We start from the raw sequence: 20,493 nt of genomic DNA on the forward strand, positions 1-20,493 counted from the left end.
AATTTAGCGAGCATGCCCTGGAGAATATAGTGGATAAAATTTTTGTCGATGAAGCGGTGAATGAGCTGCAAACCATTCAGGACATGTTGCGTTGGGCGGTCAGCCGTTTCAGCGCGGCCAATATCTGGTACGGTCACGGTACCGATAACCCGTGGGATGAGGCGGTGCAGCTGGTTCTGCCGTCCCTCTATCTGCCGCTGGATATCCCGGAAGATATGCGCTCTGCGCGCCTGACCTCCAGCGAGAAACACCGCATCGTTGAGCGCGTGATCCGCCGCGTTAACGAACGTATCCCGGTGGCCTACCTCACCAATAAAGCCTGGTTCTGCGGCCATGAGTTCTTTGTCGATGAACGCGTGCTGGTGCCGCGCTCGCCGATCGGAGAGCTGATCAACAACCATTTCGCCGGCCTGATTGACCATCAGCCGGAGCACATTCTGGATATGTGTACCGGCAGCGGCTGCATCGCCATTGCCTGCGCCTACTCCTTCCCGGAGGCGGAAGTGGACGCGGTGGACATCTCACCTGATGCGCTGGCGGTAGCGGAACATAATATTGAAGAGCACGGCCTGATCCATCACGTGACGCCGATTCGTTCCGATCTGTTCCGTGACCTGCCAAAAGTGCAGTACGACCTGATCGTCACCAACCCGCCATACGTTGACGCAGAAGATATGTCCGACCTGCCAAACGAGTATCGCCATGAACCTGAGCTGGGTCTGGCGTCCGGCTCCGACGGCCTGAAGCTGACCCGCCGCATCCTTGCCTGTGCACCGGATTATCTGACCGACAACGGCATTCTGATTTGTGAAGTGGGTAACAGCATGGTACATCTGATGGAGCAATATCCGGATGTGCCGTTCACCTGGCTCGAGTTCGACAACGGTGGCGACGGCGTCTTCATGCTGACCAAAGCGCAGCTTCTCGCCGCGCGCGAACACTTCAGCATCTACAAAGATTAATCCAACGGGCTTCGGCCCGTTTCACATTGCGCAAACACAGAAAGCTCAAACACATAACAACGAAAACGGAGCCGTGATGGCAGGAAACAGTATTGGACAATTATTCCGCGTGACCACCTTTGGTGAGTCGCATGGTCTGGCGCTGGGTTGCATCGTTGATGGCGTACCGCCAGGCATCGAACTGACCGAAGCCGATTTACAACATGATCTCGACAGACGTCGTCCAGGGACATCGCGCTACACCACCCAGCGCCGCGAGCCGGATCAAGTCAAAATCCTGTCAGGCGTCTTTGAAGGACGCACCACCGGCACCAGCATTGGCCTGCTGATTGAGAATACCGATCAGCGTTCGCAGGACTACGGCGCCATCAAGGACGTGTTCCGTCCGGGCCATGCCGACTACACCTACGAGCAAAAATACGGTTTTCGCGACTATCGCGGCGGCGGACGCTCCTCCGCCCGTGAAACTGCCATGCGCGTTGCCGCAGGCGCTATCGCCAAAAAATATCTGGCGCAGAAATTTGGCATCACTATTCGCGGCTGTCTGACCCAGATGGGCGATATCCCGCTGGCGATCGCAGACTGGGATCAGGTCGAGCAGAACCCGTTCTTTTGCGCGGATGCGTCAAAGCTGGAGGCGCTGGACGAACTGATGCGCGGCCTGAAGAAAGAGGGCGACTCCATCGGCGCCAAAGTCACGGTCGTGGCTGACGGTGTACCGCCGGGCTGGGGTGAGCCGGTCTTTGACCGCCTCGACGCCGACATCGCCCATGCAATGATGAGCATCAACGCGGTGAAAGGGGTAGAGATTGGCGACGGTTTTGACGTTGTGGCCCTGCGCGGCAGCCAGAACCGCGACGAGATTACGAAAGAGGGCTTCCAGAGCAACCACGCGGGCGGCGTGCTCGGCGGGATCAGCAGCGGGCAGCAGATTGTCACCCATATTGCGCTGAAACCGACCTCCAGCATTACCGTACCGGGGCGCACCCTTAACCGTGCGGGCGAGGAAGTCGAGATGATCACCAAAGGACGTCACGATCCGTGCGTCGGGATCCGCGCGGTGCCGATCGCAGAAGCGATGCTGGCAATCGTGCTGATGGATCACTTCCTGCGCCAGCGTGCGCAGAATGCGGATGTGACGACCCCACTTCCACGCTGGTAACCATGAAAAAAACCGCAATTGCTCTGCTGGCGCTGCTTGCCAGCGGGGCCTCGCTGGCGGCAACGCCGTGGCAGAAAATCACCCACCCGGTCGCGGGGAGCGCCCAGTCGATTGGTGCGTTTTCCAATGGCTGCATCGTCGGCGCCCAGGCGCTGCCGCAACAGTCCAGCACCTACCAGGTGATGCGTACCGATCAGCGCCGCTATTTTGGCCATCCGGATCTGGTGCTGTTTATTCAGCGGCTGGGCAATCAGGTGCATAACCTGGGGCTGGGCACGATGCTGATTGGCGATATGGGGATGCCAGCAGGCGGTCGCTTCAACGGCGGCCACGCCAGCCATCAGACCGGGCTGGATGTCGATATCTTCCTCCAGCTGCCGAAAACGCGCTGGAGTTCAGCACAGCTGATGAAACCGCAGGCGCTGGATCTGGTGGCGCGGGACGGCAAAAACGTCGTGCCGTCCCTCTGGTCACAGGATGTCTCCAGCATGATCAAACTGGCGGCAGAAGATAACGACGTCACGCGCATCTTCGTCAACCCGGCCATCAAGCAGCAGCTCTGCCAGGATGCAGGCACCGACCGCGACTGGCTGCGCAAAGTGCGACCGTGGTTCCAGCATCGCGCGCATATGCACGTGCGTCTGCGCTGTCCGGCAAACAGCCTCGAGTGTGAAGATCAACCGTTACCGCCGCCAGGTGATGGCTGCGGCGCGGAATTACAAAGCTGGTTTGAGCCAGCAAAACCTGGACCCAAGCCTGAGAAGAAGACACCGCCTCCGTTGCCGCCTTCCTGCCAGGCGCTACTGGATGAACATGCCCTGTGATGGACCAATTTACTGAGTTGTTTATGGTGTCGCCGCTGCTGCTGCTGGCGCTGTTTTTTATCGCCATGCTGGCCGGTTTTATTGATGCTCTGGCCGGCGGCGGCGGGCTCCTGACCGTTCCGGCGCTGCTGGCGGCAGGGATGAGCCCGGCGCAGGCGCTGGCGACTAACAAGCTACAGGCCTGCGGTGGTTCGTTATCGGCGTCGATCTACTTTATCCGCCGCAAGGTAGTGAGCCTGGCCGATCAGAAGCTCAATATTCTGATGACCTTTATCGGGTCGACCTCCGGCGCGCTGCTGGTTCAGCACGTGCAGTCCGACATACTGCGCCAGATTTTGCCGATCCTTGTGATCTGTATTGGTCTCTACTTTTTGCTGATGCCCAGGCTCGGGGAAGAGGACCGTCAGCGCCGCCTGCACGGTCTGCCGTTTGCCCTGATCGCTGGCGGCTGCGTCGGCTTCTATGACGGCTTTTTCGGTCCCGGCGCCGGGTCGTTCTATGCCCTGGCCTTTGTGACGCTGGCCGGGTTTAACCTCGCCAAATCCACCGCCCACGCCAAGGTGCTGAACGCCACCTCTAACCTGGGCGGCCTGCTGCTGTTTATCATCGGCGGGAAGGTGATCTGGGCAACCGGCTTTGTGATGATGGCCGGCCAGTTCCTGGGCGCACGGGTAGGATCGCGCCTGGTGTTAAGCAAAGGGCAACAGCTCATCCGTCCGATGATTGTCATTGTCTCGGCCGTCATGAGTGCCAAACTTCTTTATGACAGCCACGGACAGGAGATCCTCCACTGGTTGGGGATGAACTAATGAACAGTACGCATAAATATGAACAGCTGATCGCGATTTTCGACGGCTGTTTTGCCGATGATTTTAATACCCGTCTGATTAAAGGCGACGACGAACCGATCTATCTTCCTGCAGATGCTGAGCTTCCGTTCAACCGGATCGTTTTCGCACACGGATTTTATGCCAGCGGTTTGCATGAAATATCGCACTGGTGTATTGCCGGAAAAGCGCGTCGCGAGCTGGTGGACTTTGGCTACTGGTACTGCCCGGACGGGCGAGACGCAGCGACCCAGGGGCAGTTTGAAGATGTGGAAGTGAAACCCCAGGCGCTGGAGTGGCTGTTCTGCGTGGCGGCAGGATTTCCGTTCAACGTCAGCTGTGACAACCTCGAAGGGGACTTCGAGCCAGACCGTATTGTCTTCCAGCGCCGCGTTCACGCGCAGGTGATGGACTATCTTGAGAACGGCATCCCGGAACGTCCGGCGCGCTTGATCAAGGCTTTACAGAATTATTACCACACGCCGGAGATCACGGCGGAATGCTTCCCGTGGCCGGAAGATCTTTAATAGAGGAAAGAAGATGATCGCAGAGTTTGAATCACGCATTCTGGCGTTAATTGATGACATGGTAGAACACGCCAGTGACGATGAGCTGTTCGCCAGCGGTTATCTGCGTGGACACCTGACGCTGGCCGTTGCCGAGCTGGAAGCCGGTGATGACCATTCACCACAGGCGGTGCACGCTGAAGTGTCCCGCAGCCTGGAAAAAGCCATTCTGGCGGGCGAGCTCTCTCCGCGCGACCAGTCGCTCGTGCTGGGGATGTGGGAAACCTTGTTTCAGAAAGCCAGCCTGACGTCATAAGTTAGCGCCTGTAGGCCGGGCAAGCGCATGCGCCGCCCGGCGTGAAAACGGCTCCTCTGCCAGACGCCCGATGGCGCTACGCTTACCGGGCCTACGCTTTCACCATCTTCCCTTTCAACAACTTCCTTACCCATAACCGGTTCGGATTCAGCGCCGCCAGCGTATGCGCATCCAGCGGGATCGGCTCGTGGCTCATCTGCGCGGCGAGTATTTCCGCCGTCAGCGGTGCCGTACAGAGCCCGCGTGAACCCAGTCCGCCCAGCATAAACAGATTGCGGAATTCCGGGGCATTCACTGCCCGGTCCTTGTTGTGGGCTAAATCCTGATACGCCGCCAGGGTGGCGTCATAGTCCGGCACCGCCCCGGTCATCGGCAGGTGATCGCGGGTGGCGCAGCGAATACCGTTGCGCGCCTCTCCGGCGCTGACGTCTACCTCTTGTGCCCATGTCGCCTGGGGTAAACAGTCGATCAACCGCTGGCGGTTATGCTGCTGATCCTCGTCGCTGTACTGCGGCTCCGTCTGTCCACGGTGATAGCTCGCACCGATACAATGGTGGCCGTTGGTCGGATTTTGCGGCGTCAGATACCCGTCGTAGCAGAGTACCTGACGCAGCTGGCTCAGCTGCGGGGCGGCCGGGATATGGCTCACCTGACCACCTACCGGATAAACCGGCAGCTGTGCGGTCTGGCTGAACTGGCTGATGCCATGTCCGTTGGCCAGCACCACGCTGCCGTGTTGCACGTGCTCGCCCCCGGCGAAGTGCAGCGTCCAGCGAGCGTCGGTCTGCTCAAGCGACGTCACCTTGCGACCGTACTGCACCTGCAGGCCGAGCGTTTGCGCCTCGGCAATCACCGCCGCGGTAAGCTGCGCCGGACACAGCCAGCCGCCGAGCGGGTACTGGATCCCGCCGCAGCCGGTCGGCACCCCGATACTCTCTTCCACCTGTTGGGCGTTGACCGCAACGGCGATCTGCTCGGGCAGGCCCAGGGCAAGCATCTGGTTGATTTTGTGCTGACTCTTCTCGTCCCAGCCAAGCTGGGTGACGCCGCACCAGGCATGATCAAACGCGACCGGCAGGGCATCGTACAGACGACGGGCAAAGGTAAATGCCGTCGGGAAAAACTGGCTGAGTGCCGCATCGTGCGCGCTCAGCAGGGGATAGAGCGCGCCCTGGCGATTGCCGGAGGCACCCGTCGCCGGGGCCAGGTCGGCGCAGTAGAGCGTCACCTGCCAGCCGCGGCGCAACAGCGCCAGCGACAGCAGGGCGCTGGCGATCCCGCCGCCCACCACGGCGGTTTCCCGTCCGTCGCTGGCCGTACGGGCAAACCACGGCGTGCGGGCAGGGGAGGGGCGATCCTGCTCCATCACCCCGACGAGCATTTCGCGCTTGCGGCCAAAGCCTTTGGTTTTTTGCATGGTGAAGCCAGCTTCCTGCAGGCCACGACGGACAAATCCGGCGCAGGTGAAGGTGGCAAGCGTAGCCCCGGGGCGGGCCAGGCGGGCCATTGCGGCAAACAGCTCCGGGCTCCACATATCCGGGTTTTTGGCCGGGGCAAAGCCGTCGAGGAACCAGGCGTCAACCTGCTGATTGAGGGAGTCATCCAGCTTGTCAGTCAGCTCGTTGATATCACCCAGCCAGATATCGAGGGTGACACGCCCGTCGTCCAGCAGCAGGCGATGGCAGCCCGCGATGGGCAGCGGCCACTGGGCCTGGAGCTGCTCTGCCCAGGGCGCTAATTCCGGCCAGTGCTGATGGGCGAGACGCAGGTCGGCGGCGGCCAGCGGGAATTTCTCAAAACTGATGAAATGTAACCTTTGCAGCGTAGCGTCAGGGTGAGCCGCACGGAAGCGATCGAAGGCCTGCCAGAGGGTAAGAAAGTTCAGGCCGGTGCCAAAACCGCTCTCCGCCACCACGAACAGATCGCGGGGATGTACCGGGAAACGGGCGTTCAGCTGATTTCCATCGAGGAAAACATAACGTGTCTCTTCCAGTCCGTTATCATTAGAGAAGTAGACATCATCAAAATCTCGGGAAACAGGTGTACCCTCAGCGTTGAATTCGAGGTTGGCAGGTTGTATGGCGTTTTGTTTCACGTAAGTTACTCGTCTGACAGGCTGTGCCGCGATCTTAACGATGTGCGTCTGTTGGTGCAAATTTCCGCAGAAATTGGCTGATCGGACTTGTTCGGCGTACAAGTGTACGCTATTGTGCGACTCGAAACTTAAAATAGTGCGACTTACAGAGGTATTGAATGAAACGTGCAGTGATTACTGGCTTGGGCATCGTTTCCAGCATCGGTAATAACCAGCAGGAAGTCCTGGCATCTCTGCGTGAAGGACGCTCCGGGATCACCTTCTCTGAAGAGTTTAAAGATTCTGGCATGCGCAGCCACGTCTGGGGTAATGTCAAACTGGACACCACGGGCATGATCGATCGCAAAGTGGTCCGTTTCATGAACGATGCCTCTATCTACGCTTACCTCTCCATGCAGGAAGCCATTGCTGATGCTGGCCTGAGCGAAGATGTTTATCAGAACAACCCACGCGTGGGTCTGATTGCTGGCTCCGGCGGTTCGTCAAAAGCGCAGGTCTTCGGTGCTGACGCTATGCGTAGCCCGCGCGGCCTGAAAGCGGTGGGTCCATACGTGGTGACCAAAGCGATGGGCTCAGCGGTATCCGCCTGCCTTGCCACCCCGTTCAAAATTCACGGCGTAAACTACTCCATCAGCTCCGCATGTGCCACCTCCGCACACTGTATCGGTAACGCGGTAGAGCAGATCCAGCTGGGCAAACAGGACATCGTGTTTGCTGGCGGCGGCGAAGAGCTGGGCTGGGAAATGGCCTGTGAGTTCGACGCGATGGGCGCACTGTCCACCAAATATAACGAAACGCCAGAAAAAGCCTCCCGTACTTACGATGCAAGCCGCGACGGCTTCGTTATCGCCGGCGGCGGCGGTATGGTTGTGGTTGAAGAGCTGGAACACGCTCTGGCCCGTGGCGCGCACATCTATGCTGAGATCGTGGGCTACGGCGCAACCTCCGACGGTGCAGACATGGTTGCTCCATCCGGTGAAGGCGCAGTGCGCTGCATGAAGATGGCGATGCACGGCCTGGATACCCCAATCGACTACCTGAACTCCCACGGCACCTCTACTCCGGTAGGCGACGTGAAAGAGCTGGGTGCTATCCGCGAAGTGTTTGGCGACAACAGCCCGGCCATCTCCGCGACCAAAGCCATGACCGGTCACTCTCTGGGTGCGGCTGGCGTGCAGGAAGCTATCTACTCCCTGCTGATGCTGGAACACGGCTTCATCGCCCCAAGCATCAACGTGGAAGAGCTGGACGAGCAGGCTGCTGGCCTGAACATCGTTACCGCGACAACCGAGCGCGAGCTGAATACCGTGATGTCCAACAGCTTCGGTTTCGGCGGCACCAACGCCACGCTGGTCATGCGTAAGCTGAAAGCATAAGCGTTTGATGTATAGTAAGAGGGAGCCTGTGGCTCCCTTTTTTTATGCCTGAACATGGAGTTATGCATGACGGCCGTTACATCAGATAAAAACGCCTCCTCCGGAAACGTCTCGCTGTTTCGTATCGCCTTTGCGGTATTCCTGACCTATATGACCGTTGGCCTGCCGCTGCCGGTGATCCCGCTGTTTGTTCACCAGGAGCTGGGCTATGGCAATACCATGGTGGGTATCGCCGTGGGTATTCAGTTCTTAGCCACGGTGTTAACCCGCGGCTACGCCGGACGGCTGGCGGATCAGCATGGTGCCAAACGCTCGGCGCTGCAGGGTATGTTTGCCTGCGGGCTGGCGGGCGGCGCATGGCTACTGGCCACGCTGCTGCCGGTGGATGCTGCCTGGAAATTCGCGCTGCTGGTGGTGGGACGCTTAATCCTTGGTTTTGGTGAAAGTCAGCTGCTGACCGGCACCCTGACCTGGGGGATGGGGCTGGTAGGGCCCGCACGTTCCGGCAAAGTGATGTCCTGGAACGGGATGGCCATCTATGGGGCGCTGGCCGCTGGCGCACCGCTGGGTCTGTTGATTAACAGCCAGTTTGGCTTTGCGGCACTGGCCGCTACCACCATGGCTCTGCCGCTGCTGGCATGGGCGTTTAACGGCACGGTGCGTAAAGTTCCGGCCCATAAAGGCGAACGACCTTCCCTGTGGAGCGTTGTGGGGCAAATCTGGCAACCGGGTCTGGGCCTTGCCCTGCAGGGTGTCGGCTTTGCGGTGATTGGTACCTTCGTCTCGCTCTACTTTATGAGCCGCGGCTGGGCGATGGCAGGGTTTACGCTTACCGCCTTTGGCGGCGCGTTTGTTCTGATGCGGGTGCTGTTCGGCTGGATGCCGGATCGTTATGGTGGCGTGAAGGTGGCGGTGGCCTCGCTGGTGATTGAAACCCTTGGCCTTGTGCTGCTCTGGCAGGCTCCAGACGAGCCGGTAGCCCTGCTGGGCGCAGCCCTGACCGGCTGCGGCTGTTCGCTGATCTTCCCGGCACTCGGTGTCGAGGTTGTTAAACGCGTTGCCCCGCAGGTACGCGGCACGGCGCTGGGCGGTTATGCCGCGTTTCAGGATATCTCATACGGGGTCACCGCGCCGCTGGCAGGGCTGGTAGCCACTTCGTTCGGCTATCCGTCGGTCTTTCTGGCGGGGGCGGTTTCTGCGGTGGTGGGAATAGTGGTGACGCTGGTGGCGTTTCGTAAATCTTAGCGGTTTGTTGCCGGGTGGCGGCTACGCCTTACCCGGCCTACAGGTTGTGTTTTTGTAGGCCCGGTAAGCGTAGCGCCACCGGGCAAAATATCAGACGACCAACCAGAAAATCGCCAGCGCAATGATTAACGCAATTAACATCTGTCCCGGACGGGCAGAGAGTGTTCTGAAGGTTTCCACCACCGGGGCAAACAGCGGGCTGTAGATCGGCTGGATATTGCGCACTTCAATTACGCCAGCTTCACGCTCGGTGCGGCGGGTAAAGATCGCATTAAGCAGATCCTGAACCTGCGCGGTGGTCAGCACCGTCTGCGGCGTCGCCTGCCAGTTCTGGTGGGCATAATCCTGAATGCTGTTCCACTCCTGCGGCTCCAGCGGCTGTTTCAGCGCTGCCTGCAGGGTGTGCAGGGTTGGCGCGCTCTGGCTGCTCAGGGTCTGGCGTGCCTGTAGCCAGGTGGCAAGATGGGTAAACTGTCTGGCCGGGATCAACTCTCCCGCTTTTACACCGGACAACTCCAGCATCGACTGCCAGATCAGTTTGGTCGGCTCACCCGTGGCGGCGGCCAGCTTGGTCACCATCTGCTTGAGCGTATTGTGTTCAGCAGGCAGCAGCGGGCGCTCAGTGGCCGGACGCTGTTGCGGCTGCGGAATGGCGAGCTGGTTATTTTGCAGCAGCGTCAGCACCGTCTTAAGCTGCTCGGGCGTCAGTTGGCTAAGTGCCGTCTGACCGTACTGCTGACGAATAAAATCGCTGGTCGCCTGACGGTTATTCCCCTGGCTTAACAGCTCCGTCAGCTGCGAGACCATCTGTCGGGTGGTGTGGTTTTGCTGCGCGGTATTCAGGCGCTGGTTCAGGTTTTGCTCTGCAGCAGGAAAGTGACGCGACAGCATGGGCGCATCGCCCTTCAGGCCCAGATCGTGTTTGACCCCAGCCCACACTTCCGCATTTTGCTGCGACGTCAGGGCAATCAGCCGGGTGATCAGGCGTTCCAGTACGGTGCGCTGCTGTGTGGAGAGGGGCTGTTCGCCTGCGACATGAGACGGACGCGGGCCGTCACCCGGAGGTTGCGGCGGCGTACCTGAAATGGGCTGCATCGTCAAAAAATCCTTAAGGTCGTTACTCTGCGTAAACCAGGTTACGTATATGCCTGGCGGCCAGATTATGGCACACTTGACCGGTTAACTTCCTCTCAAACAGGTACTCAGACGTGAAAATCCTCGTTGATGAAAATATGCCTTACGCCCGCGAGCTGTTCAGCCGCCTGGGTGAGGTTAAGGCCGTTCCCGGACGCCCGATCCCGCTCGCTGAGCTGGATGATGCCGACGCGCTGATGGTGCGCTCAGTGACCAAAGTGAATGAGGCGCTGTTGTCTGGTAAAGCGGTGAAGTTTGTCGGTACGGCAACCGCGGGAACCGATCATGTGGATGACGCGTGGCTGAAGCAGGCGGGGATCGGTTTTTCCGCCGCGCCGGGCTGTAACGCCATCGCCGTCGTGGAGTATGTTTTCTCTTCCCTGCTGATGCTGGCCGAGCGTGACGGGTTTAGCCTGGCCGATCGCACTGTCGGTATTGTCGGAGTGGGTAACGTCGGTAGTCGCCTGCAAAAGCGCCTCGAGGCGTTAGGTATCCGCACGCTGCTGTGCGATCCCCCGCGTGCCGATCGTGGCGATGAGGGCGATTTCCGCAGCCTGGACGAGCTGGTGGCGGAATGTGACGTCCTCACCTTCCATACTCCGCTGTTTAAAGACGGGCCGTATAAATCCCTGCATCTGGCCGATGAGGCGCTGATGAGCCGCCTGAAGCCGGGCACTATCCTGATCAACGCCTGTCGTGGCCCGGTGGTGGACAACGCCGCGCTGCTGAAGCGTCTGGACGCCGGTCAGGATCTCAGCGTGGTGCTGGACGTCTGGGAGCCGGAGCCGGATCTCAACGTGGCCCTGCTGAATAAAGTGGATATTGGCACCGCGCACATCGCCGGCTACACCCTGGAAGGCAAAGCGCGCGGCACCACCCAGGTGTTTGAGGCTTACAGCGCCTTTATTGGCAAATCGCAGCAGGTGGCGCTGGATACCCTACTGCCGACGCCGGAATTTGGCCGCATTACCCTGCATGGCCCGCTGGATCAGGCAACGCTGAAAAGGCTGGTGCATTTAGTGTATGATGTGCGCCGCGATGACGCGCTGCTGCGAAAAGTAGCGGGTATGCCGGGTGAGTTCGACAAGCTGCGCAAGCACTATGTGGAGCGCCGCGAATGGTCTTCCCTGTATGTGATGTGTGATGACGCAGCGGCGGCATCACTGTTGCATAAGCTGGGTTTCAACGCCACTCATCATCCGGTTCGTTAATGTCTTCTTAATGCTCCCTGGCGGATAACCCGCCGGGGACGCTTTTTTATTTCTGGAGTAAACCACCATGTCTGAAGGCTGGAACATTGCCATACTGGGCGCAACGGGCGCCGTGGGCGAAGCCCTGCTCGAAACCCTTGCCGAGCGTCAGTTCCCGGTGGGGGAGATCTTTGCCCTGGCGCGTAATGAGAGCGCAGGTGAGCATCTGCGTTATGAGGGCAAATCGGTTCGCGTTCAGGATGCGGCTGAATTTGACTGGACCCAGGCGCAGCTGGCCTTTTTCGTCGCCGGTGCTGAAGCTTCCGCAACCTATATTGAAGACGCCACCAATGCGGGCTGTCTGGTGATTGACTCCAGCGGCCTGTTCGCCCTTGAGCCGGACGTGCCGCTGGTGGTGCCGGACGTCAACCCGTTCGTGCTGGCCGACTACCGCAACCGTAACGTTGTCGCCGTCCCGGACAGCCTGACCAGCCAGCTGCTGACCGCCCTGAAACCGCTGATCGATGATGGCGGCTTATCCCGTATCACCGTCACCAGCCTGCTGTCGGCCTCCGCTCACGGTAAAAAAGCGGTGGATGCGCTGGCCGGGCAGAGCGCGAAGTTGCTGAACGGTATTCCGGTAGACGAAGAGGACTTCTTTGGTCGTCAGCTGGCCTTCAACATGCTGCCACTATTGCCGGATCGCGAAGGCAGCGTTCGTGAAGAGCGCCGTATCGTCGATCAGGTACGCAAGATCCTACAGGATGAAGGGCTGATGATCTCCGCCAACTGCGTGCAGTCGCCGGTGTTTTACGGCCATGCCCAGATGGTGAGCTTCGAAGCGATGCGCCCGCTGGCGGCGGAAGAGGCGCGCGACGCCTTTGCCCGCGGTGAAGATATCGAACTGTCCGAAGAGAGCGAGTTTCCGACCCAGGTGGGCGACGCAACGGGCAACGCCCGCCTCTCCATCGGCTGCGTTCGCAACGATTACGGTATGCCGGAGCAGATCCAGTTCTGGTCGGTGGCCGATAACGTTCGTTTCGGCGGTGCGCTGATGGCGGTGAAAATTGCCGAGAAACTGGTGCAGGAGTATCTGTACTGATGTCAGAAGTGGAACAAAAGCCGGTCCATAAAATTGCTCTCGGGATTGAGTACGATGGCAGTAAATATTATGGCTGGCAGCGTCAGAACGAGGTGCGCAGCGTCCAGGAGAAACTGGAGAAAGCGCTCTCTCAGGTGGCGAATGAGCCCATAAATGTCCTGTGCGCGGGGCGTACCGACGCCGGAGTCCATGGTACGGGGCAGGTGGTTCATTTTGAAACCACCGCGGTGCGTAAAGACGCGGCCTGGACGCTGGGAGTAAATGCGAATTTGCCTGGTGACATCGCAGTGCGTTGGGTCAAAACTGTGCCGGACGATTTTCACGCCCGCTTCAGTGCCACCGCGCGCCGGTACCGTTACATCATCTATAACCAGCGTCTGCGGCCGGCGGTGTTAGGCCAGGGCGTAACGCATTTCTACGAGCCGCTGGATGCCGGGCGCATGCATCGCGCAGCGCAGGCGCTGATTGGCGAAAACGACTTTACCTCGTTTCGTGCGGTGCAGTGCCAGTCGCGCACCCCGTGGCGCAACGTGATGCACATTAACGTCAGCCGGTATGGCGCGTATGTGGTGGTGGATATCAAGGCCAACGCCTTTGTACATCATATGGTGCGGAATATTGTTGGCAGCCTGATGGAAGTGGGCGCCGGACACCAGCCGGAGAGCTGGATTGCAGAGTTGCTGGCAGCGAAGGACAGAACCCTGGCAGCAGCAACGGCGAAAGCGGAAGGGCTGTATCTGGTCTCGGTCGATTACCCGGATCGTTTTGACCTTCCGAAACCGCCAATGGGCCCGCTGTTTTTAGCGGACTGATAGCCGTGCAATAAAGGTTTAGACAATATGGATTTTATTCGCTTTCTGATTGATTTCATTCTGCATATTGATGTTCACCTGGCAGAGCTGGTCGCTGATTATGGCGTCTGGGTGTATGCCATTCTGTTCCTGATCCTGTTTTGTGAAACCGGACTGGTGGTGACCCCGTTCTTACCGGGCGATTCGCTGCTGTTCGTGGCGGGGGCGCTGGCCTCCCTGGAAACCAACGACATCAACGTTCACCTGATGGTGGTTCTGATGCTCATCGCCGCGATCCTTGGCGATGCGGTGAACTACACTATAGGGCGGCTGTTTGGCGAGCGGTTATTCAGTAATCCGGACTCGAAGATTTTCCGTCGCAGCTATCTCGATAAAACCCATGCGTTTTATGAGAAACACGGCGGTAAAACCATTATCCTCGCGCGTTTCGTGCCGATCGTCAGAACCTTTGCCCCCTTTGTTGCGGGAATGGGACACATGTCGTACCGTCATTTCGCACTCTATAACGTGACGGGCGCGCTGTTATGGGTGCTCAGCTTTACCTACGCGGGATATTTCTTCGGTACCATTCCTATGATTCAGGAAAACCTCAAGCTACTGATCGTAGGGATTATTGTGGTCTCCATCCTGCCGGGCGTGATCGAAATTATTCGTCACCGGCGCACGGCGGCAAAACAAGCAAAATAAAAGCACGACTGCGGTTCGACCACTTTTTTATCCAAAGTTTCGGGCTGTTATGTTTTAATGTGCAACATTCATGGTCTGTCGGGGGCAAAAATGGCATTATGCGCCCCTTACAGCAAACCTGGTTCAGGCAGAAAGGTTATCAATGAGCTGGATTGAACGAATTAAAAGCAATATCACCCCAACCCGCAAAGCGAGTATTCCTGAAGGGGTATGGACCAAATGTGACAGCTGTGGTCAGGTTCTGTACCGCGCCGAGCTGGAGCGTAATCTGGAAGTTTGTCCTAAGTGCGATCACCACATGCGTATGTCGGCGCGTAACCGCCTGCATAGCCTGCTGGATGAAGGTTCTCTGGTTGAACTGGGCAGCGAGCTTGAGCCGAAAGATGTGCTGAAGTTCCGCGACTCCAAGAAATACAAAGACCGTCTGGCCTCTGCGCAGAAAGAGACCGGCGAGAAAGACGCTCTGGTGGTGATGAAAGGCACCCTGCACGCGATGCCGGTTGTCGCAGCGGCATTTGAGTTCTCCTTTATGGGCGGCTCAATGGGTTCCGTGGTTGGCGCGCGCTTCGTGCGTGCGGTTGAGCAGGCGCTGGAAGACAACTGTCCGCTGATCTGCTTCTCCGCCTCCGGCGGTGCCCGTATGCAGGAAGCGCTGATGTCGCTGATGCAGATGGCAAAAACCTCCGCAGCGCTGGCGAAAATGCAGGAACGCGGTCTGCCGTACATCTCCGTACTGACCGACCCGACCATGGGCGGCGTATCGGCGAGCTTCGCGATGCTGGGCGATCTGAACATCGCTGAACCGAAAGCGCTGATCGGCTTTGCCGGCCCGCGCGTTATCGAACAAACGGTACGTGAGAAACTGCCGCCGGGCTTCCAGCGCAGTGAGTTCCTTATTGAGAAAGGCGCTATCGACATGATCGTTCGCCGTCCGGAGATGCGCCTGAAGCTGGCAAGCATCCTGGCGAAGCTGATGAACCTGCCGTCGCCGAGCCCGGATGAACCGCGCGAAGGCGTGGTAGTACCGGATCAGGAACCCGAGGCCTGATAACTGAAAAGGGCAGGGCCAATGGCGCTGCCCTTTTGCTTTCTAACCGTAACTGAAAAGCGCGCAACATGGAAAATATCACTCTTCCCCAAGCCACGTCGCCTCTGGCCGCGTGGCTTTCTTATCTGGAAAGCCTGCACAGTAAAGCCATCGACATGGGACTTGAGCGCGTCAGCCAGGTCGCGGCGCGCCTTGACGTTCTGAAACCGGCCCCCTTTGTCTTCACCGTGGCGGGTACTAACGGCAAAGGCACCACCTGCCGCACGCTGGAGTCCATGCTGATGGCGGCGGGCTACAAGGTGGGTGTCTACAGCTCGCCGCATCTGGTGCGCTACACCGAGCGCGTGCGGGTGCAGAACGCAGAGTTAGCCGAATCAGCACATACTGCCTCGTTCGCAGAGATCGAAGCCGCGCGCGGCGACATTTCGCTGACCTATTTCGAATATGGCACCCTGTCGGCGCTGTGGTTGTTCAAGCAGGCGCAGCTGGACGTGGTGATCCTTGAAGTCGGCTTAGGCGGGCGTCTGGACGCCACCAACATTGTGGATCCGGATGTCGCCGTGGTGACCAGCATCGCGCTGGATCATACCGACTGGCTGGGGCCCGATCGCGAAAGCATCGGCCGTGAAAAAGCCGGTATTTTCCGCGCGGGTAAACCGGCGATTGTCGGTGAGCCGGAGATGCCGCATACCATCGCTGACGTGGCGCAGGAGAAAGGGGCGCTGTTGCAGCGTCGCGATGTCGACTGGCGCTACAGCGTGACCCAGAGCGGCTGGCGCTTTGAAGATGCCAAAGGCGCGCTGGAAAACCTGCCGCTGCCGCAGGTGCCGCAGCCGAACGCCGCGACGGCGCTGGCCGCCCTGCGCGCCAGCGGTCTGGCCGTGAACGAGCAGGCCATTCGTGACGGCATTCAGCAGGCGATCCTCGCCGGGCGTTTCCAGATTGTCAGCGAATCACCGCGTCTGATTCTGGATGTGGCGCATAACCCCCATGCCGCGGCTTACCTCGCCGGACGTCTCAAATCATTGCCAAAAACCGGGCGCGTGCTGGCGGTAATCGGTATGCTTCATGATAAAGATATCGGCGGCACGCTGGCCTGCATGGAGACTGTGGTCGATAGCTGGTATTGTGCACCTCTGGAAGGCCCGCGCGGGGCAACGGCTGAACAGCTGATGGAACACCTCGGCCAGGGCCAGACCTTTGCCAGCGTGGAGCAGGCATGGCGCGAGGCGATGGCGGACGCCAGACCAGAAGATACCGTGCTGGTGTGTGGATCCTTCCACACGGTGGCACATGTCATGGACGTAATGGATGCGGGGAGAACCGGTGGCAAGTAAGTTTCAGAACCGTTTAGCAGGCACCATTGTGCTGGTAGCGCTGGGGGTGATTATTCTCCCCGGGCTGCTTGATGGACAGAAAAAGCATTACCAGGATGAGTTTGCGGCGATCCCGCTGGTGCCTAAACCCGGCGACCGGGATGAGCCGGACATGCTGCCGGCTGCGACCCAGGCATTACCTGCTCAACCGCCTGAAGGGGCGGCTGAAGAGGTGCGGGCTGGCGATGCCGCGGCGCCATCTTTAGATCCGTCGCGTCTGGCGGCCGGAAATAACAACGAGCTGGATCCAGCCCCGGTCGAGCAGTATGCGCCGAAACCGGTGCAAAAACCGAAACCGGTTGAGAAACCGCAGCCGAAACCGCAGCGCGACAACACCAGCCAGCAGCTGGCGGCGGCTACGGAAACCCCGCCGGCCAAACCGGCTGCAGAAGAGAAGCCGGCCCCGACCGGTAAAGCCTACGTTGTGCAGCTTGGTGCGTTGAAAAATGCCGATAAGGTCAACGAAGTGGTGGCCAAACTCCGTGGCGCGGGGTATCGCGTTTACACTTCGCCTTCGACGCCGGTACAGGGTAAAATCACCCGTATTCTCGTGGGCCCGGATGCATCAAAAGATAAGCTGAAGGGGTCGCTTGGGGAGCTGAATCAGCTCTCCGGCCTGAGCGGCGTAGTGATGAACTACAGCGTGAATTAATGTACGTATTATTCTCCTCCTACCGACGTTTTTCCTGAAAGGAGAAGGCCGGGGGAGGGCGAGGCAGGCGTCCGAAGAGACGTAACGGCCAGGGGCGTTGATTATTTTTTCAGCGCCTTTTTTATTTACGCGCGGGAAGGAAATCCCTACGCAAACGTTTTCTTTTTCTGTTAGAATTCGCCCCGAACTGGATGACAGGGCGTTTAATCGTGGGACGTATATGGTCTGGATTGATTACGCCATCATTGCGGTGATAGGTTTTTCCTGTCTGGTTAGCCTGATCCGTGGCTTTGTTCGTGAAGCGTTATCGCTGGTAACCTGGGGCTGTGCCTTCTTTGTTGCCAGTCATTACTACACTTACCTGTCTGTCTGGTTCACGGGCTTTGAAGATGAACTGGTTCGAAACGGAATCGCCATCGCGGTGCTGTTTATCGCGACGCTGATTGTCGGCGCCATTGTTAACTACGTGATAGGCCAGCTGGTTGAAAAAACCGGTTTGTCGGGAACGGACAGGGTGCTTGGGATCTGCTTCGGTGCATTGCGCGGGGTGTTGATTGTCGCCGCGATACTGTTCTTCCTTGATACCTTTACCGGGTTCTCAAAAAGTGAAGACTGGCAGAAATCGCAGCTGATCCCGCAGTTCAGCTTCATCATCAGATGGTTCTTTGACTATCTGCAAAGCTCGTCGAGTTTTTTGCCCAGGGCATAAACCCTGAGATGTGGCTTAACGAGGAAATGACGAATGTGCGGTATTGTCGGTATCGCCGGTTTCATGCCGGTAAACCAGTCTATTTATGACGCATTATCGGTGCTTCAGCACCGTGGGCAGGATGCTGCGGGTATCATCACCATTGATGCACACAACTGCTTCCGTTTACGTAAGGCTAACGGCCTGGTAAACGATGTGTTTGAAGCCCGCCATATGCAGCGTCTGCAGGGTAACATGGGTATTGGTCACGTTCGTTACCCTACCGCAGGCAGTTCCAGCGCCTCTGAAGCGCAGCCTTTCTACGTTAACTCCCCGTATGGCATCACGCTTGCCCACAACGGCAACCTGACCAACGCCCACGAGTTACGTAAAAAGCTGTTTGAAGAGAAGCGTCGCCACATTAACACCACTTCTGACTCTGAAATTCTGCTTAACATCTTTGCCAGCGAACTGGATAACTTCCGTCACTATCCGCTGGAAGCTGACAACATTTTTGCTGCCGTGGCGGCCACTAACCGTCTGATTCGTGGGGCCTATGCCTGCGTCGCGATGATTATCGGCCACGGTATGGTCGCGTTCCGCGATCCGAACGGGATTCGCCCGCTGGTGCTGGGTAAACGCGATATTGGCGATGGCCGCACCGAATATATGGTGGCCTCCGAAAGCGTGGCCCTGGACACCCTGGGTTTTGAGTTCCTGCGTGACGTTGCTCCGGGCGAAGCGGTTTACATCACCGAAAAAGGCCAGCTGTTTACCCGTCAGTGTGCGGAAAACCCGGTCAGCAACCCGTGCCTGTTCGAGTACGTCTACTTTGCCCGTCCGGACTCCTTCATCGACAAGATCTCCGTCTACAGCGCCCGTGTGAATATGGGCACCAAGCTCGGCGAGAAGATTGCCCGCGAGTGGGAAGATCTGGATATCGATGTGGTCATCCCGATCCCGGAAACCTCCTGCGATATCGCGCTGGAGATGGCGCGCATCCTGGGTAAACCCTATCGCCAGGGCTTCGTGAAGAACCGCTATGTTGGCCGCACCTTTATCATGCCAGGCCAGCAGCTGCGCCGTAAATCGGTGCGCCGCAAGCTGAACGCCAACCGCGCTGAGTTCCGCGATAAGAACGTGCTGCTGGTGGATGACTCCATCGTGCGTGGCACCACCTCTGAGCAGATTATCGAGATGGCCCGTGAAGCGGGTGCGAAGAAGGTCTATCTGGCCTCTGCAGCACCGGAAATTCGCTTCCCGAACGTCTACGGTATCGACATGCCGACCGCCAACGAGCTGATCGCTCACGGTCGTGAAGTGGATGAGATCCGCCAGATCATCGGCGCCGATGGCCTGATTTTCCAGGATCTGAACGATCTGATCGACGCGGTGCGCGCAGAGAACCCGGATATCCAGCAGTTCGAGTGCTCGGTGTTCAACGGTATCTACGTCACCAAAGATGTGGACCAGAAGTATCTGGACTACCTCGACTCTCTGCGTAACGACGATGCGAAAGCCGTGCAGATGGCGAACGATCTCGAAAGCTTAGAGATGCACAACGAAGGTTAATCCTTTTCACAGGCGAGGGCATCTGCCCTCGCTTGCAACTCCCGCCAAAATCCTGCACAGTCTGCCCTGTTACAGCAAGGGCGATAATCATGAAACGATTGATAGTAGGGATCTCAGGGGCCAGCGGCGCGATTTACGGTGTCCGTTTGCTGCAGGTATTACGCGACGTCGCTGACGTTGAAACCCATCTGGTGATGAGCCAGGCCGCGCGTCAGACTCTCTCTCTCGAAACTGATTATTCCCTGCGCGACGTTCAGGCCCTGGCCGACGTGGTGCATGATGCCCGCGATATCGCCGCCAGCATCTCCTCCGGGTCGTTTAAGACTTCGGGTATGGTGATCCTGCCCTGTTCCATTAAAACCCTCTCCGGCATTGTTAACAGCTATACCGATACCCTGGTGACCCGCGCCGCCGACGTGGTGCTAAAAGAGCGCCGCCCGCTGGTGCTCTGCGTGCGCGAAACTCCGCTTCATCTGGGTCACCTGCGCCTGATGACTCAGGCTGCTGAGCTGGGCGCGGTGATCATGCCGCCGGTCCCGGCGTTTTACCACCGTCCGCAAAGCCTGGACGATGTCATTAATCAAACCGTAAACCGGGTTATTGACCAGTTCGACATTGAACTGCCGGACGATCTCTTCGCCCGCTGGCAGGGCGTCTGACGGGAAAGGTGTCCTGCCCTGAAGCAGGTCAGCGCAACGTGCCCTGTTTCAGGGCAATTCTGCAACCGCGATCATATCCTCAACATTTAATTCCTTTTTTCCATTCTTCCCACTGCGGTTCGTTTGGCAGACCTGCTATCTTTCACCATTAAGGCAATCTTGCAACCTTTCGTTAACATATTTAACGCCGTAATTTTGCGCCATACGCAATCTGGCACAAGACCTGCAAGGGATCGCCTGCAACAACACACAACATCATC

20 protein-coding genes are annotated in these 20,493 nt (G+C 58.5%); 18 read left to right on the forward strand and 2 right to left on the reverse strand.

From position 1 onward, the window contains the following. Positions 1 to 29 precede the first annotated feature (29 nt). The 6 genes from prmB (at position 30) to LRS40_RS13785 (ending at position 4,597) form a co-directional block, all read left to right on the forward strand. A complete protein-coding gene (gene prmB, locus LRS40_RS13760; protein ID WP_142486585.1) occupies positions 30 to 962 on the forward strand; it encodes a 50S ribosomal protein L3 N(5)-glutamine methyltransferase in 933 nt (310 codons plus the stop codon). 76 nt (positions 963 to 1,038) lie between these two features. Further along, positions 1,039 to 2,124 (forward strand): chorismate synthase, encoded by a 1,086-nt coding sequence (gene aroC / locus LRS40_RS13765; protein WP_142486584.1) that lies wholly within the window; start codon positions 1,039 to 1,041, stop codon positions 2,122 to 2,124. Between the two features lie 2 nt (positions 2,125 to 2,126). Further along, a complete protein-coding gene (mepA, locus tag LRS40_RS13770; RefSeq protein ID WP_142486583.1) occupies positions 2,127 to 2,948 on the forward strand; it encodes a penicillin-insensitive murein endopeptidase in 822 nt (273 codons plus the stop codon). Then, positions 2,948 to 3,757: a sulfite exporter TauE/SafE family protein gene (locus LRS40_RS13775; protein ID WP_231311824.1), complete on the forward strand. Its 810-nt coding sequence runs from the start codon at positions 2,948 to 2,950 to the stop codon at positions 3,755 to 3,757. Before mepA ends, LRS40_RS13775 begins: the two co-directional genes overlap by 1 nt. Continuing rightward, a complete protein-coding gene (locus LRS40_RS13780; RefSeq protein WP_142486581.1) occupies positions 3,757 to 4,302 on the forward strand; it encodes an elongation factor P hydroxylase in 546 nt (181 codons plus the stop codon). Before LRS40_RS13775 ends, LRS40_RS13780 begins: the two co-directional genes overlap by 1 nt. Before the next feature lie 13 nt (positions 4,303 to 4,315). Next, entirely contained in the window at positions 4,316 to 4,597 is a 282-nt protein-coding gene (locus LRS40_RS13785) for a YfcL family protein (RefSeq protein ID WP_142486580.1), read from the forward strand. 91 nt (positions 4,598 to 4,688) lie between these two features. Here LRS40_RS13785 and mnmC read toward each other — a convergent pair whose 3' ends face one another. Further along, positions 4,689 to 6,692 (reverse strand): bifunctional tRNA (5-methylaminomethyl-2-thiouridine)(34)-methyltransferase MnmD/FAD-dependent 5-carboxymethylaminomethyl-2-thiouridine(34) oxidoreductase MnmC, encoded by a 2,004-nt coding sequence (gene mnmC / locus LRS40_RS13790; RefSeq protein WP_231311825.1) that lies wholly within the window; start codon positions 6,690 to 6,692, stop codon positions 4,689 to 4,691. Between the two features lie 158 nt (positions 6,693 to 6,850). On the opposite strand from mnmC, the gene fabB reads away from it, so the two are divergent. Together fabB and LRS40_RS13800 are read left to right on the forward strand one after the other, a co-directional pair. After that, on the forward strand, positions 6,851 to 8,068 hold the full coding sequence (gene fabB / locus LRS40_RS13795; RefSeq protein WP_142486578.1) for a beta-ketoacyl-ACP synthase I: 1,218 nt from the start codon (positions 6,851 to 6,853) through the stop codon (positions 8,066 to 8,068). 66 nt (positions 8,069 to 8,134) lie between these two features. After that, complete coding sequence (locus LRS40_RS13800) at positions 8,135 to 9,313, forward strand: MFS transporter (RefSeq protein ID WP_231311826.1); 1,179 nt, start codon at positions 8,135 to 8,137, stop codon at positions 9,311 to 9,313. Between the two features lie 90 nt (positions 9,314 to 9,403). Here the strand turns inward: LRS40_RS13800 and flk are convergent, their stop codons facing one another. Continuing rightward, positions 9,404 to 10,408: a flagella biosynthesis regulator Flk gene (flk, locus tag LRS40_RS13805; protein ID WP_231311827.1), complete on the reverse strand. Its 1,005-nt coding sequence runs from the start codon at positions 10,406 to 10,408 to the stop codon at positions 9,404 to 9,406. Between the two features lie 113 nt (positions 10,409 to 10,521). Between flk and pdxB the strand changes: the two genes are divergently transcribed. The 10 genes from pdxB to LRS40_RS13855 all read left to right on the forward strand — a co-directional run bounded on the left by pdxB (position 10,522) and on the right by LRS40_RS13855 (position 20,233). Then, a complete protein-coding gene (gene pdxB, locus LRS40_RS13810) occupies positions 10,522 to 11,658 on the forward strand; it encodes a 4-phosphoerythronate dehydrogenase PdxB (protein WP_142486575.1) in 1,137 nt (378 codons plus the stop codon). Between the two features lie 67 nt (positions 11,659 to 11,725). Beyond that, positions 11,726 to 12,739: an aspartate-semialdehyde dehydrogenase gene (locus tag LRS40_RS13815; protein ID WP_231311828.1), complete on the forward strand. Its 1,014-nt coding sequence runs from the start codon at positions 11,726 to 11,728 to the stop codon at positions 12,737 to 12,739. Further along, entirely contained in the window at positions 12,739 to 13,551 is an 813-nt protein-coding gene (truA, locus tag LRS40_RS13820) for a tRNA pseudouridine(38-40) synthase TruA (RefSeq protein ID WP_142486573.1), read from the forward strand. Before LRS40_RS13815 ends, truA begins: the two co-directional genes overlap by 1 nt. Positions 13,552 to 13,578: 27 nt before the next feature. Beyond that, the gene (locus tag LRS40_RS13825; protein ID WP_231311829.1) at positions 13,579 to 14,238 is read left to right on the forward strand and encodes a DedA family protein; all 660 of its coding nucleotides are present in this window, start codon (positions 13,579 to 13,581) and stop codon (positions 14,236 to 14,238) included. A gap of 142 nt (positions 14,239 to 14,380) precedes the next feature. Beyond that, entirely contained in the window at positions 14,381 to 15,286 is a 906-nt protein-coding gene (accD, locus tag LRS40_RS13830) for an acetyl-CoA carboxylase, carboxyltransferase subunit beta (RefSeq protein ID WP_231311830.1), read from the forward strand. Positions 15,287 to 15,354: 68 nt separating this feature from the next. Continuing rightward, positions 15,355 to 16,623 carry a bifunctional tetrahydrofolate synthase/dihydrofolate synthase gene (gene folC / locus LRS40_RS13835; protein WP_231311831.1) on the forward strand — a complete coding sequence of 423 codons (1,269 nt, stop codon included), beginning with the start codon at positions 15,355 to 15,357 and terminating at the stop codon, positions 16,621 to 16,623. Next, the gene (gene dedD, locus LRS40_RS13840; protein ID WP_142486571.1) at positions 16,613 to 17,314 is read left to right on the forward strand and encodes a cell division protein DedD; all 702 of its coding nucleotides are present in this window, start codon (positions 16,613 to 16,615) and stop codon (positions 17,312 to 17,314) included. Before folC ends, dedD begins: the two co-directional genes overlap by 11 nt. Before the next feature lie 220 nt (positions 17,315 to 17,534). Continuing rightward, positions 17,535 to 18,023 (forward strand): colicin V production protein, encoded by a 489-nt coding sequence (gene cvpA, locus LRS40_RS13845; RefSeq protein WP_032612840.1) that lies wholly within the window; start codon positions 17,535 to 17,537, stop codon positions 18,021 to 18,023. A 33-nt stretch (positions 18,024 to 18,056) separates the two neighbouring features. Further along, positions 18,057 to 19,574 carry an amidophosphoribosyltransferase gene (purF, locus tag LRS40_RS13850; RefSeq protein WP_142486570.1) on the forward strand — a complete coding sequence of 506 codons (1,518 nt, stop codon included), beginning with the start codon at positions 18,057 to 18,059 and terminating at the stop codon, positions 19,572 to 19,574. 89 nt (positions 19,575 to 19,663) lie between these two features. After that, on the forward strand, positions 19,664 to 20,233 hold the full coding sequence (locus tag LRS40_RS13855) for a UbiX family flavin prenyltransferase (protein WP_142486569.1): 570 nt from the start codon (positions 19,664 to 19,666) through the stop codon (positions 20,231 to 20,233). Positions 20,234 to 20,493: the final 260 nt, after the last annotated feature.

The sequence above is a fragment of the Leclercia sp. G3L genome (assembly GCF_021117075.1).
Taxonomy (GTDB): domain Bacteria; phylum Pseudomonadota; class Gammaproteobacteria; order Enterobacterales; family Enterobacteriaceae; genus Enterobacter; species Enterobacter adecarboxylatus_C.